At 68.3% G+C, this 12,748-nt stretch carries 13 protein-coding genes and 1 riboswitch; of the genes, 7 read left to right on the forward strand and 6 right to left on the reverse strand.

Annotated features, from left to right (window positions below; all coding sequences use genetic code 11):
* Nucleotides 1–110: 110 nt before the first annotated feature.
* The 6 genes from J2728_RS11695 to J2728_RS11720 all read left to right on the forward strand — a co-directional run bounded on the left by J2728_RS11695 (nt 111) and on the right by J2728_RS11720 (nt 7,020).
* The gene (locus J2728_RS11695; RefSeq protein WP_309999257.1) at nt 111–506 is read left to right on the forward strand and encodes a DUF2946 family protein; all 396 of its coding nucleotides are present in this window, start codon (nt 111–113) and stop codon (nt 504–506) included.
* A 148-nt stretch (nt 507–654) separates the two neighbouring features.
* Nucleotides 655–2,673, forward strand: coding sequence for a TonB-dependent receptor family protein (locus tag J2728_RS11700; RefSeq protein WP_404979750.1), 2,019 nt, complete (start codon nt 655–657; stop codon nt 2,671–2,673).
* 202 nt (nt 2,674–2,875) lie between these two features.
* Nucleotides 2,876–3,337 (forward strand): copper chaperone PCu(A)C, encoded by a 462-nt coding sequence (locus J2728_RS11705; protein ID WP_309999259.1) that lies wholly within the window; start codon nt 2,876–2,878, stop codon nt 3,335–3,337.
* Nucleotides 3,337–3,918 (forward strand): SCO family protein, encoded by a 582-nt coding sequence (locus J2728_RS11710; protein ID WP_309999260.1) that lies wholly within the window; start codon nt 3,337–3,339, stop codon nt 3,916–3,918. The genes J2728_RS11705 and J2728_RS11710 overlap by 1 nt, the downstream gene beginning before the upstream one ends.
* Before the next feature lie 100 nt (nt 3,919–4,018).
* Nucleotides 4,019–6,184 carry a transglycosylase domain-containing protein gene (locus tag J2728_RS11715; protein WP_309999262.1) on the forward strand — a complete coding sequence of 722 codons (2,166 nt, stop codon included), beginning with the start codon at nt 4,019–4,021 and terminating at the stop codon, nt 6,182–6,184.
* A 182-nt stretch (nt 6,185–6,366) separates the two neighbouring features.
* Complete coding sequence (locus tag J2728_RS11720; protein ID WP_309999263.1) at nt 6,367–7,020, forward strand: DUF2799 domain-containing protein; 654 nt, start codon at nt 6,367–6,369, stop codon at nt 7,018–7,020.
* A 3-nt stretch (nt 7,021–7,023) separates the two neighbouring features.
* On the opposite strand, the gene J2728_RS11725 is transcribed toward J2728_RS11720, so the two are convergent.
* Both J2728_RS11725 and cobO read right to left on the reverse strand, forming a co-directional pair.
* Nucleotides 7,024–7,428: a DUF1636 domain-containing protein gene (locus tag J2728_RS11725; RefSeq protein WP_309999265.1), complete on the reverse strand. Its 405-nt coding sequence runs from the start codon at nt 7,426–7,428 to the stop codon at nt 7,024–7,026.
* Nucleotides 7,425–8,063 (reverse strand): cob(I)yrinic acid a,c-diamide adenosyltransferase, encoded by a 639-nt coding sequence (cobO, locus tag J2728_RS11730; RefSeq protein WP_309999267.1) that lies wholly within the window; start codon nt 8,061–8,063, stop codon nt 7,425–7,427. Before cobO ends, J2728_RS11725 begins: the two co-directional genes overlap by 4 nt.
* A gap of 30 nt (nt 8,064–8,093) precedes the next feature.
* A riboswitch (cobalamin riboswitch) is annotated at nt 8,094–8,272 on the reverse strand.
* Nucleotides 8,273–8,448: 176 nt separating this feature from the next.
* On the opposite strand from cobO, the gene J2728_RS11735 reads away from it, so the two are divergent.
* The gene (locus J2728_RS11735) at nt 8,449–9,489 is read left to right on the forward strand and encodes a substrate-binding domain-containing protein (RefSeq protein WP_309999269.1); all 1,041 of its coding nucleotides are present in this window, start codon (nt 8,449–8,451) and stop codon (nt 9,487–9,489) included.
* 55 nt (nt 9,490–9,544) lie between these two features.
* Here J2728_RS11735 and J2728_RS11740 read toward each other — a convergent pair whose 3' ends face one another.
* The 4 genes from J2728_RS11740 to J2728_RS11755 all read right to left on the reverse strand — a co-directional run bounded on the left by J2728_RS11740 (nt 9,545) and on the right by J2728_RS11755 (nt 12,592).
* Nucleotides 9,545–9,928, reverse strand: coding sequence for a GFA family protein (locus J2728_RS11740; protein WP_309999271.1), 384 nt, complete (start codon nt 9,926–9,928; stop codon nt 9,545–9,547).
* A gap of 96 nt (nt 9,929–10,024) precedes the next feature.
* On the reverse strand, nt 10,025–10,363 hold the full coding sequence (locus J2728_RS11745) for a hypothetical protein (RefSeq protein ID WP_309999272.1): 339 nt from the start codon (nt 10,361–10,363) through the stop codon (nt 10,025–10,027).
* 15 nt (nt 10,364–10,378) lie between these two features.
* Nucleotides 10,379–11,017, reverse strand: a complete 639-nt coding sequence (mepK, locus tag J2728_RS11750) for a peptidoglycan L,D-endopeptidase MepK (RefSeq protein WP_309999273.1) — start codon at nt 11,015–11,017, stop codon at nt 10,379–10,381.
* 75 nt (nt 11,018–11,092) lie between these two features.
* Nucleotides 11,093–12,592: a L,D-transpeptidase family protein gene (locus tag J2728_RS11755; protein WP_309999275.1), complete on the reverse strand. Its 1,500-nt coding sequence runs from the start codon at nt 12,590–12,592 to the stop codon at nt 11,093–11,095.
* Between the last annotated feature and the right edge of the window lie 156 nt (nt 12,593–12,748).

The following is a 12,748-nucleotide window of genomic DNA, read 5'->3' on the forward strand; positions in this document are numbered from 1 at the left end:
CCCGCCGCGCCGAACCCTTAGAAGCTCCGGATCAACACGGAGGCGACAAGCGCGGCGCCATCCCCTAAAGGGCTATCATCGTGACTTGCCCGCCGCTTCATCGCCGCCCCATGGCCCGCGCCGTCTTCATGACGCTCGCGGCGCTGGCGGTCGCCTTCAAGGTGATGATCCCGGCTGGTTTCATGACCGCGCCGGATCCGCGCAATGGCCTGCCGTTCGCCCTGGTGCTGTGCACCGGCGACGGCGCCAAGATCGTCCAGCCCGGCGAGGCCCTCGCCGGCCATCAGGACGAGAAGGGCGGCGCCGACAAGTCCGCGCACGATACGCCCTGCCCGTTCGCCGGTCATGGCGCGGCGGCCCAGCCGCCCAGCGCGGTCACGACGGCCAAGGTCGAATTCGTCGCCTACGCGCCAGCCGAACCCGCGCGCGCCACCTATCTCGCCCCGGGACGAGGCCTCGCCGCCCCGCCCCTGCCGGCCAGAGGTCCTCCCAGCCAGCTGATCTAGCCTTCGGCCGCGCGCTGGAGCGTAAGCGCCGCCCTGCGGTCGCGCCCGCTCGCGCACGCCCTTTCCGCCTTTTCAGTCTTGCTTGTCTGGCGCGCAATCCGCGCCCAAGGACCCTCTCATGAAGTCCCTCCTCTTGGCCGCCTCGACCATGGCTGTCTTCGTTCCGCCTGTCGCCCACGCCGCCGCGAAGCCCGAGGCTGACACCGAAGTCTCATCGGTCATCGTCACCGCCCGCCGCAATCCCGAGGACCCGCCTGTCGTCGCCGACGCCCGCAAGCGCCTGTCCGAGACCCCTGGCGCGGTGTCGGTGATCTCGCAAGAGAGCTATATCAACCGCCAAGCCCTGGCGCTCGACGACATGCTGCGAGACGCGCCCGGCGTCTACGCCCAGCGCAAGTGGGGCGGCGACATCCGCATCTCGATCCGCGGCTCGGGCGTCGGTAACGCCAACCACAACCGAGGCCTCCTGATCGCCCAGGACGGCGTGCCGCTGAACGAGGCCGACGGCTACGGCGATAGCCAGGTCGCCGACCCGCTGAACACCCGCTACGCCGAGGTCTATCGCGGCGGCAACGCCCTGCGTTTCGGCGGCGCTCTGCTGGGCGGGGCGATCAACATGGTCACCCCCACCGGCAAAGACGCAGGCTTCGCAAACCAAGTCCGGATCGACGGCGGCTCCTACGGCCTGCTGCGCGAGCACGTCGCCATCGCTCGTCAGCCGGGAGACTGGGACGTCTACGCGGCCGCCACCAACCAGACGAGCCAGGGCTGGCGATCGCAGAGCCAGCAGAACATCCAGTTCGGCAGCCTAAGCGTAGGCCGCTCGTTCGGCCAGGACCGCGAGGTGCGCGTCATCGTCAACGGCTCGAACATCAACCAGGAAATTCCTGGCGCGCTGACACTGGCGCAGTTCAACGCCAATCCGCGCCAGACATCGGCCGGCAACGCCAACGCCGACCAGGGCCGCAACCAGCGAGGCGCGCGCGCCTCGCTGCGGACGACCTGGCGCCTGAGCGACCAATTGGTCTTCGAGGGCGCGCTGTATGGCGTCTGGAAGGAGCTGGACCACCCGATCTTCCAAGTCATCGACCAGGAAAGCCGCAACTACGGGGCTTTCGGCCGGTTCGACTGGGACGGCGAGATCGGCGGCAAACGCGCCGACGCCTTCTTCGGCGCCTGGTATCGCCAAGGCGATCTGGATTCTCATTTCTATATCAATCCACGCGGCGCGCGCGGGGCGTTGCAGTCGATCTCGTACCAAGACGCCAAGGCCATGGACGTCTTCGGCGAAGGCCGGCTGTTCGTCACCGAGCGTCTAGCCCTCGTCGGCGGCGCGACCTGGGGCCAGGCCGAACGCGATTACGCCAGCGTCGCGGTTCCAGGCGTAAAGAGCACATTCAATCTGGACGCTTCGAAGACCTACAACTGGATCTCGCCCCGCGTGGGCCTGCTCTGGCGGAACGACGCCGGCGATCAGGCCTTCGCCAACTTGACCCGTTCGGTCGAGCCCCCGAACTTCGGCTCCATGACCCCGATGAACACCGGCTTCACGCCCGTGAAACCGCAAAAGGCCTGGACGGGCGAAGTCGGCGCGCGGGGCCATCACGGCCCCTTCACCTACGACGTCACGCTCTACCGCGCCGAGCTGAAGGACGAGATGCTGCAGTACGCGGTCAGTTCGTCGATCCCGGCCGCCACCTTCAACGCCGATAAGACCCTGCACCAGGGGATCGAGGCGGCGCTCGACTGGGCCGTCGCGCCCAAGTGGCGGATCCGCCAGACCTGGACCTATTCGGACTTCCACTTCAAGGACGACGTCGACTACCGAGACAACCGCCTGCCGATCGTGCCCAAGCACTTCTACCGGTCGGAAGTCCGCTATGACGACCCGCGCGGTTGGTTCGTGGCCCCGTCGATCGAGTGGTCGGCCACCGATCAGTGGATCGACTACAAGAACACCCAGAAGGCCCCCGGCTACGCGATCCTGAACCTGAACGCGGGCTGGAAGGCGACCCCGTCCGTGTCGCTGTTTCTCGACGCGCGGAACCTCACGGACAAGGCCTATGTCTCCAACACCCAGGCCGCGACCACCTGGACCGCCGCCACCGCCATCCTGTGGCCGGGCGACGGCCGTTCGGTGTTCGGCGGCGTGACCGTCAACTTCTGATCCGACCATGTCTCGGAGCCTCGCGATGTCCAAAATCAAGACCCCTGAAAGCCCTCACGGAAACTCCACCTCACCCCATGGCGACCGTACCGCCGCGGCCCCTATTGTACCCGCTAGTCGGCGCGTCGCTGATCGCGGCCCTTTTGATCAATCTCGTTCTTCGGCGACTGACCTCGCCGCCCCTCAAAACTGGAGCCTGACCATGAAGACCCTGACCCTGATCGCCGTCTCCGCCGCGGCGATCGCCTCGGCCGCCCAGGCCGCGCCCTCCGCTAAGGTGGCCGCGAAGGTGGCCGCGACCAACGCCTGGTGTCGTCCCACGGTCGCCGGCGCGATGGCCGCCGGCTGCTACGTGACCCTGACCGCCAAGGGCGAGGACCGCCTGGTGGCGGTCGAGACTCCGACGGCCGACCACGGCGAAATTCACACCATGTCGATGGACGGCGGCGTGATGCGGATGCGCAAGCTGGCCGACGGCGTGGCCCTGCCCGCCGGCAAGACCGTGGCGCTGAAGCCCGGCGCCGACCACATCATGCTGATCGCCCCCAAGGCGCAGCTGAAAGAAGGCGCCAAGGTGCCGCTGACCCTGAAGTTCAAGAAGGGCGCGCCGGTGACCATCGAGGCCGTCGTCCAGATGCCTCCCATGTCGGGCATGGCCCACTGATGCGGCGAGCGCTTCTCGTCGCCGCGGCCGTGCTGCTGGCGGCCGCGCCCCTGGCGGCCTGCGACCGCCAGGGCGGCGCGGGTCCCGCCCGCTCGCTGGTCAAGATCGGCGGGCCGTTCAATCTGGTCGACATGAACGGCAAGCCGGTCACCGAGAAGTCGCTGCTGGGCAAGCCCACGGCGATCTTCTTCGGCTTCACCTATTGCCCGGAGGTCTGCCCGACCACGCTGACGGACCTGACGGTCTGGCTGAAGATGCTGGGGCCGGACGCCGACAAGCTGAACGTGGTGTTCGTCTCGGTCGATCCCGAGCGCGACACGCCCGAGCAGATGAGACTCTATCTCTCGAACTTCGATCCGCGCATCCAGGGCTTCACAGGGACGCCCGACGCCGTCGCCAAGGCGGCCAAGGCCTACCGTGTCTACTATCAGAAGGTCCCGCAGGATGGCGGTGGCTACACGATCGACCATTCCTCGTCGGTCTATCTGTTCGACGCCCAGGGCCAGTTCGTCGCCCCGATCGCCTACCAGTCGCCGCCGGATCGCGCCGTCCATCAACTGAAGGCGCTGGTGGCCGGCTAGCGCGCAAAAGAAAAGCCCGGCGACAAGGCCGGGCTTGGAAAGTCAGGGAGGAAACGCCCCAGGATAGGGCAGAGGCATCGGCCTCACGGGGAGGTCAATTATGATCGCCCCGTCCTCATTCAAGGGGCGTGGACGGAAAAACTTCCCGTTCCGCGCGCTTGGCTTGCCCGGGCCGTGTGGTATGAGCGCCGACGACGAGTGCGGGCGTGCGCCCGAAGCGAGCGCCGATCCCATGTCCGACGATCCGAACGACCTCGACCCCAACACCCCGCCGCGCCAGCCCAGTCCGCCGCGCGACCCACAAGCGGCGCTGGTCGAGCCCGCGCCGGCGCCGCCTCCCGAGGCGCCGCCCGAGCCCGAGCGCGCCACTCGCAAGCCCTTCTGGAAGCGCCATCTCTGGCTGGCCGGCGGGGCGGCCGCCGCGGTCGTCCTGGTCGTGGTTCTAGTCGCGTCCCTGTTCTGGTCCCTGCCGCTGAGCCGAGCGCTGGAGCCGCTGAACAACTCCGCCATCGTGCTGGTCGCCAGCGACGGCTCGCCGATCGCCAAGCGCGGCTCGTACAAGGAAGCGCCGATCGACGCGGCCAAACTGCCGGCCTATGTGCCCGGCGCCTTCATCGCGATCGAGGATCGACGCTTCTATAGCCACATGGGCGTGGATCCGAAGGCGATCGCCCGGGCCCTGGGCAAGAACGCCCAGGCCGGCGGCGTCTCGGAAGGCGGTTCGACCATCACCCAGCAGCTGGCCAAGAACGCCTTCCTGTCCAGCGACCGAAACTTGCGCCGCAAGGCCCAGGAGGCGCTGATCGCCGTCTATCTGGAAGCGCGCCTCTCCAAGGCCGAGATCCTCTCGCGCTACCTCTCGTCGGTCTATTTCGGCGACGGCGCCTTTGGCCTGCGCGCCGCGGCCCGCCATTATTTCGGCAAACAGCCCGAGCAGCTGTCGATCGGCGAGGCCGCCATGCTGGCGGGCTTGGTCAAGGCTCCGTCCCGCCTGGCCCCGACCAACAATCTCGACGGCGCCCGCGAGCGCATGCGCGTCGTCCTGGGCGCCATGGTCGAGACCGGCACGATCACCCAGGCGCAGGCCGACGAGGTCGGGGACGTTTCGCCGATCAAGGTCGAGGACAAGGTGCCGACCGGCTCCTACTTCGCCGACTGGGCCCTGCCCCAGGCCCGCGCCAGCATCGGCCCCCGCTATGGCGAGACGATCGTGCGCACCACCCTGGATCCCAAGCTCCAGGAAAAGGCCGAGAAGATCCTCAACGACTTCATCGCGCGCGATGGCAAGGTCCTGAACATCACCCAGGGCGCCCTGGTGGCCATGCGCAAGGATGGCCGCGTCGTCGCCATGGTCGGCGGCCGCGACTACAAGCAGAGCCAGTTCAACCGCGCCGACGGCGAGCGCCAGCCGGGCTCGTCGTTCAAGCTGTTCGTCTATCTGGCCGCCCTGCGCGAGGGCATGACCACCACCAGCCCGATCCTCGACACGCCGGTGCAGGTCAGCGGCTACATGCCCAAGAACCACGAGGGAAAGTACCGCGACCGCGAGATCCCGCTGATCAGCGCCTTCGCGGCCTCGTCGAACGTCGCGGCCGTCCGCCTGGCTCACGACCTGGGCCCGGCCAAGGTGATCAAGGTCGCCCGCGACCTGGGCATCACCGAGAAAATCCCCAACGACCTGACCATGGCGCTGGGCACCGGTTCGATGAGCCTGACGCGGCTGACGGCCGCCTACGCGTCGGTGGCGGCGGGCGAATATCCGATCGTCCCGCACGCGCTGGAGAGCTTCAACAAGCCCAGGACCACGCCGTATGATCCCAAGGTTCTGGCCGGCATGCGCGACCTGTTGCGCTCGGCCACCCATCGCGGCACGGGCCTGGAAGCGGCCATCGACGGCGCCTATGGCAAGACCGGCACCACCCAGAACTATCACGACGCCCTGTTCGTCGGGTACGTCGACGATCTGGTGGTTGGGGTCTGGGTCGGCAACGACGACAACAGCTCGATGAACGGCGTCGTCGGCGGCGGCGAGCCGGCCAAGATCTGGAAGGCCTTCATGCTGTCGGCCCTGGGTCGCGACGTCGCCTCGCGCCCCGTCGAGGATCCGCTGGAAGACCTAGGCCTGCCGCTGGAGGGCGAAATCGGCCCCGACGGCCTGCCGCTCGCCCCGCTGACCGTCCCCGCCGAGCCGGCCGAGCCGCCCGCCCCCGCCGCGCCGAACAGCGGCGCGCCGCAGGCGCCGCCGCCCGCGGAGCCCCGGCCCTAGGTCTCGGAGATCGCCCTCCCCGCTTAGGCTGTCGCGCGTCAAGCGGGCCGTCACCGAAACCATCGCGCTGGGCCGTGGCTACCCGTCGGTTCGGCGCGCCCGCGCCCTGAGCGCCGTTCAGCGACGGTTCACACGGCAAAGCTTTAGGTGCTTTCCATGGGCCAAGCCCTGGGGAGGTCGAAATGCGTGTTCATGTCGTGCGGTCCGTTGTCGTCGGAGCCTTGGCCGTCGGAGCCGCCTTGACGGTCGCCGCCTGCGCCACGCTTAGCGAGAAAGACTGCCTTCAGGGCGACTGGCGGGCGATCGGCTATATCGACGGCGCCGACGGCCGCGCCATGAGCCGGATCGAGGACCACGCCAAGGCCTGCCAGAAGACCGGCGTCACCCCCGACATGAGCCTCTACGCGCAGGGCCGCGACCAGGGTCTGATGCGCTACTGCACCGAGGCGAACGGTTTCCGCGTCGGCCGCGAGGGCCATTCCTATGTCGGCGTCTGCCCGCCGCCCGTCGAGCCGGAATTCCTGGGCGGCTACGCGGACGGCGAGCGGGTCCACGCCGCCGAGCGCCGGCTTTCCAGCGCGCGCTCCGACCTCAGCAGCGCGGACGCGCGGGCGGACAAGCGCGCCCGCCAGGCCGACGGCGTCGAGGACGAGCTGCGCAATCCCAAGCTCACGGACGAGCAGACCCGCGAATTGCGCGACCGCCTTCAGCGCTTGCGTCGCGAGCGCCGCGAGGCGATCGAGGACGGCCGTCGCGCCGAGTACGCGATCCGCGACGCCGAGCGCGAGGTCGACGACCTGAAGGCCCGCTACGCGCCCCACTACGGGTGGTGGTGAGGACTAGTCCGCCACCAGCTTCCCCGCCGGCGGCACGCGGACGATGAAATGGCCCTTCACGCCTTCGGGCCACTGGCGGTAGGGCACGACGCCCTCCTCGCTGTCGGCGTAGGCGATGGCGTAGTCGAGGATCGCCCGCGCGGCCTCGGCGGTCGGCTCGAAGCGGCCGAGGACGTAGCCGATCTTGCCTGGCGCGCGCAGGTGAACCGAGCAGTGCTGGCCGCAGTTGAACAGGCACGGCATGGTCTGGACCGCCACGCCCGAGCCCGCCGCGGCCTCGCGCAGGGCCGTCGCCAGCAACGCCCCGCCACGGACACCCTCCGGACTCTCCCGTTCCTCGGCCGAGAAGCGGCAGGTGTCGCAGACCACCACCGCCGGACCATCGTCCGCGTCGCGAAGGACGCTCAAAACTCGATCCCCGCCTGGGCCTTCACGCCGGCGCGGAACGGGTGCTTGACCTGGGCCATCTCGGTGACGAGGTCGGCGGCCTCGATCAGCGCCTCCGGCGCGTTGCGGCCGGTGATCACCACGTGCTTGCCCTCGGGCCGCGCGGCGACGACCTCCAGCACCTCGGCCAACGGCAGGTAGTCGTAGCGCAGGATGATGTTGAGCTCGTCGGCGACGACCATATCCCAGTCGTCGGGATCGAGGATGCGGGCCTTGATCACCTCCCAGGCCTGGCGGGCCACGGCGATGTCGCGGGCGCGGTCCTGGGTGTCCCAGGTGAACCCCTCGCCCATCGGCCGGAACTCCACCTGGTCGGGAAAGGCGTCGAACACCACCTTCTCGCCGGTGGTCATCGCGCCCTTGATGAACTGGATGATGCTGACCCGGTGGCCATGCCCGATGGCGCGGATGGCCATGCCCAGCGCCGCCGTCGTCTTGCCCTTGCCCGCCCCGGTGTGGACGATCAGCAGGCCCTTCTCGATGTTCTTCTCGGCCATCATCTTGGCGCGAGCGGCCTGGATGGCTTTCATCCTGGCGTTATGGCGCGCGTTCTTTTCAGCCTCTTGGGCCGCCTCGTCTTGCGTCTGTTCGGTCATGGTCCGTCCTTCGCCGGACACCCCGCCGGCCGCGTTGATGTGACGAAGGCCGGTCTCCTGGCTTACGCCCTCCCGTCGCGGCGCCTTCCCAGGACGGATCCCAGTGGCGTGAGGCCGTGACGATCGACGGACGATCACAGTTGCGGGGGCAGCCGCGGATTGTCACCGCGTTCCCGGAGGTCTTGCGAGCCTCCATGCCTTCGAGGTCCGGCGTAGACTTGGTCCTGACGGGGGTCAAGCCGATTGGGCGGGCTCCCCGCCATGGCCAAGCTTCGTCCGTCCACGGACACTGTCTCAAAACTGTCGTCTAACTGTGACAAAAGCCCAGGCATCGGTCCGGCATGTTCCCCCCAAGCTCTCTCCGGACGACACAGGATTAGACGACATGAACAAGCTCCTTGGCGCGGTCGCGACCATCGCCCTGCTCGCCGTCGCCGATCAGGCCCACGCGGCCCGCGACTACGTTTGGGCCGCCGGCTCCTCGACGGTGTTCCCGTTCTCCACGCGCGTGGCCGAGAACTACTCGAAGAAGACCGGCAAGAAGTCGCCCAAGATCGAGAGCCTGGGCACCGGCGGCGGCATCAAGATGTTCTGCGGCGGCGCCGGCGAGAAGTTCCCCGACATCGCCAACGCCTCGCGCCCGATGAAGAAGTCCGAATTCCAGGCCTGCCAGAAGGCCGGGGTGAAGGACATCGTCGAGATCAAGATCGGCTTCGACGGCATCGTCGTGGCGACCGACAAGCAAGGTCCGGACTTCAACTTCAAGCTCGAGCAGCTGTACCTGGGCCTGGCCGACCAGACCCTGCGCGGCGGCCAGCTGGTCAAGCAGCCCTATAAGAACTGGAACGAAGTCGGCCCGAACCTGCCCAAGGCCCGCATCCTGGCCTACGGCCCGCCGCCGACCTCGGGCACCCGTGACGCCTGGATCGAGCTGGGCATCGAAGGCGGCGCCGCCAAGCTGCCGACCCTGGCCAAGATGAAGGCCGAGGACGAGAAGAAGTTCAAGGCCACCGTCTCGCCGATGCGCACCGACGGCGGCTGGGTCGACGCGGGCGAGAACGACAACGCCATCGTCGGCACGATCGAGAAGACCCCGAACGCCCTGGGCGTGTTCGGCTACTCGTTCCTCGAAGAGAACGCCTCGCGCATCAAGGGCGCGTCGATCAACGGCGTGAAGCCGACGCCGGCCACGATCGCCAGCGGCCAGTATCCGCTGTCGCGCTCGCTCTACATCTACGTGAAGAAGTCGCAGGTCGGCGTCACGCCGGGCCTGAAGGAGTTCGTCACCGAGTTCGTGTCGGACGCCGCCACCGGTCGCGGCGGCTACCTGCAAGGCCGCGGCCTGATCCCGCTGCCCCCGGCTCAGCACCAGGCGATGAAGGGCAAGGCCGGCGCGATGCCCGCCATGCCGGCGCCGAAGGAATAAGGGCTTACCCTTCCGACCTTCTTGAAGGGCGGCGGCCTCCGGGTCGCCGCCCTTTTCATTTGGAGCCGAATGGAGCGTCGGAACAGCCCAGCGACCAAGGGGCTTCGTCCGGCGCGTATTCGTGGAACGACGCCCGGACGCCGGGATCGTCGTCCAGGCAACTGGCGGCGATGGCGACCACCCGTCCGCTTTCCGGATCGCCGAAGGCGGTGCCGCAGCGCTTGCAGAAGGTCCGGGTGAAGCGGAACGGCGGCCGGGGCCTGTAGCGGGTCAGCAGCGCCCTCCCCGCCAGCCAATGCAGGGCCTCGGCCCGCACATAGACATAGGCGGCCGAGCCGGCCTTTCGGCAGCGCGAGCAGTGGCAGGCGCCCATCATGGCCGGCGGCTCGAAAAGCTCGAACCGCACGCCCCCGCACATGCAGCTTCCCTTGATGGTCAAGCACATCTCCTTGATAGCTCAAGGAAACTGCGCCTCTCCTGCCGCCAGCGCGGTGTCAGCAGACGACGTTTCGGCGGTGGGGCCGGTTGTCGCGGCTCAATTCTGCTTGGCGCGCGAGGTCATGCCGACGGCGGCGGCGTCCTCGGCGACCTGAGGGTCGAGTTGGGCGGGTGGCGGCGCGGCGGACGGGGCTTCCGGCGGCGGCGCGGTCGCGGCCGGCGCGGTCGCGGCCGGCGGAGCCTGCTCGGAGACCGGTGCGTCACGCATAGCGGCCGCGGCCGCTTCGTCGGCGGCGGTGGCGCGCGGCTCGAAATAGTCCACGCCGTCGCCGTCGTCGGCCAGGCTCAGAAAGAAGATCGCCACGAAGGTTGTGAGGACGCCGAGAACGAAGCCGAGAAAGATCCAGCCGAACCGATTGCCACGACGCTCGCTCATTCTACCTCGCTTGGATCACGCGCCCTTCCACTGCCGGACGCGGCCGACGTCCACATGGACGAACCGGCTCTGCGGGTAATAACCCACGCCACCCATTCCGAGATCCAAGGCGGCCGCCCTTACGTGCTGGAGCGCCACGTCCTCGAGGTAGATGTCCATCGCCTTGCCTTCCATGTGAAGGCTGTGCTTGGCGACCTCGCCACTCCGATTGGCCAGCATCTTGTTGGTCGCCGGCGAGCGATAGCCGGAGATCACCTGGAATGGCGACTTGGCCTCGGTGCGCGCCTGGATCTTGGCCAGGATGTCGTAGAGGCCGGGGTCCATCGGGTGGACCTGATCGTTGCGATAGTCGCGCAGCACATTGTTCAGCGCCTGAACGGCGTCGGGAACATAGTCGCCATTTTCCCAGTAGACGGCTTCCAGTTTCTCGCCGGTGTGCACGTTGTGAAGGTGCACCCAGCGCGTCTCGACAGGCGCGGGGGGCGCCATCGGCGTGGGCCGCAAGGCCGGTGGGGCGGGAACCGGAGCCTCGCTCGGATGTTTCCCACCAAGGATCGCCCCGATGATGTCGTCGTCGGCGCGCGCGGCCGCGAGCGGCACGAGACCAGCCCCGAAAGCGCCCAGCCCCCACTGGAGCAGCTTACGTCGATGCATGCGTTTACGCCCTTACCCGACACTGAAGTGCGGGCAGGACACCGCAAGAAGATTAAGAATGCAAGCTGAGCCGGTTCACAGTGCGGCGATACGCTGCACCAGCGCCTTGTCCCAGCCGTATGGATCGTCCCGGAAGTTCACCTGTCCATCGGGGGTCACGTAGGCCGTCCAGTACAGCAGGAAAACCGCCATCTGCTGGGGTAGCTTGGCGCGAACCGTCTCGCCCGAGGCCAAGGTCGCGTCGATCTTCTCGGGCGTCCAGATCGGGTCGCCGGCCATCAGCAGCTTGATCAGCTCGATGGGCTTTTGAAGCCGCACGCAGCCGTGGCTGGCCAGCCGGCTGAAGCTGTCGAACTTCGAACGGCTAGGCGTGTCGTGCAGATAGACGCCGTAGGGATTGTTGAAGTCGAACTTCACCTGGCCCAGCGCGGCCTTGGGTCCGGCCTTCTGCTGCAAGCGACTCCCGCCGTCGCCGGTCGGGATCACGATGAAGTCGTTGCGCGCCAGATAGCCGGGATTGGCCTTCTCCTTCGGCCAAAGCTCCTTGGTCGCGATCGACTGAGGGACGTTCCACGGCGGGTTCAGCACGATGCTGTGGATCATCGACGTCAGCATCGGGGTCTCGTCGCCCGGGCGACCGGTCACGGCGCGCATGGTCAGGGTCGGCGCGTCCTGCTGGAACACGGACATCACGGCCGCGGCGACGTTCACCTGGATGCGGTCGGCCGGCAGGGTCTGGGGCAACCACCGCCAACGCTCCATAGTGGCCTCGATCTGGTCGATCCGCCGCTCGACGGGAACGTTCAGGGCGTTGAGGGTTCCCGGCCCGACGACGCCGTCCGGGTCGAGGCCAAAGCGCTTCTGGGCGCGCTGCACCGCCTGGACCAGGGCCGGGTCGTAGACGTCGCTATCCGAGCGGACGACCGTCGGGTCCTCGGCCGCCAGCCGCGCCCGGAGCGCCTTCACGCGCGGATCGGCCATGCCTTCGGTCAGACTGGGGCCCGTCGGAACCGGACGCCAGCCGCCATGGGCCGCGAAACCGCGATAGGTCGCCAGGCCCGTCATCAGGGTCTGGTAACCCGTATACGGCGGCGGCAGGCTTGAGAGCCAAGCGGCCACCCGATCCTGCTGGACCGCGGCGGCGAAGTCAGGCGCGGGGTCGTACGGATCCGGGCGCAGCCCCCACTCGGTCATGAAGGCGCTGGTCGGCAGACGACCAACATGGACCGAGCGGGCGTAGGCGAGCGTCAGATCGATTAGCCGCGCCTGGCCCTTGGCGCGGGCGGTGGGGTCTTGGTCGGCCATCTGGGCCAGCGCGGCGTCCGGCGCGAACATCTCGGTCGGCAGGCCATGGGCGTCGGCCCCGCGCAGCGCCCGCGCCAAGGCCTCGGCCTGGGCTGCGCTCAGCGAGAGAGCCGCGAGATCGACCGCCGGCGGCGCCGGGACCACCGGGGCGGTCTGCGTCTGACGGCCGAGGGCGACGGGTGGGCTCTGGGATTGGGCCAAGACCGACGAGACGGGCAACATGCTCAGCGTCGCCGCCAGGACGCCGCAGGATCTCAAAACTCGCTTCACCGTCACTCTGTCCGCCGTGCTCGCGCGGCCGCGCCGCGTCGTGAATTCGAGATGGTCGCGCGAGCCTTCGCCGTCAACGCGATGGACGCCGCCCCCACACTCCGCCGCCCCACTGACGACGGATTTCTCAAGGATAGGAACCCGCAAGCCACACTG

The organism is Caulobacter segnis, from assembly GCF_031454995.1.
Lineage (GTDB): Bacteria > Pseudomonadota > Alphaproteobacteria > Caulobacterales > Caulobacteraceae > Caulobacter > Caulobacter segnis_E.

Bases quoted from the DNA above. Each gene is read 5' to 3' on its own strand.
- J2728_RS11695 (WP_309999257.1), top strand. From the start codon at position 111: ATGGCCCGCGCCGTCTTCATGACGCTCGCGGCGCTGGCGGTCGCCTTC.
- J2728_RS11700 (WP_404979750.1), top strand. From the start codon at position 655: ATGGCTGTCTTCGTTCCGCCTGTCGCCCACGCCGCCGCGAAGCCCGAG.
- J2728_RS11705 (WP_309999259.1), top strand. From the start codon at position 2,876: ATGAAGACCCTGACCCTGATCGCCGTCTCCGCCGCGGCGATCGCCTCG.
- J2728_RS11710 (WP_309999260.1), top strand. From the start codon at position 3,337: ATGCGGCGAGCGCTTCTCGTCGCCGCGGCCGTGCTGCTGGCGGCCGCG.
- J2728_RS11715 (WP_309999262.1), top strand. From the start codon at position 4,019: ATGATCGCCCCGTCCTCATTCAAGGGGCGTGGACGGAAAAACTTCCCG.
- J2728_RS11720 (WP_309999263.1), top strand. From the start codon at position 6,367: ATGCGTGTTCATGTCGTGCGGTCCGTTGTCGTCGGAGCCTTGGCCGTC.
- cobO (WP_309999267.1), bottom strand. From the start codon at position 8,063: ATGACCGAACAGACGCAAGACGAGGCGGCCCAAGAGGCTGAAAAGAAC.
- J2728_RS11735 (WP_309999269.1), top strand. From the start codon at position 8,449: ATGAACAAGCTCCTTGGCGCGGTCGCGACCATCGCCCTGCTCGCCGTC.
- J2728_RS11745 (WP_309999272.1), bottom strand. From the start codon at position 10,363: ATGAGCGAGCGTCGTGGCAATCGGTTCGGCTGGATCTTTCTCGGCTTC.
- mepK (WP_309999273.1), bottom strand. From the start codon at position 11,017: ATGCATCGACGTAAGCTGCTCCAGTGGGGGCTGGGCGCTTTCGGGGCT.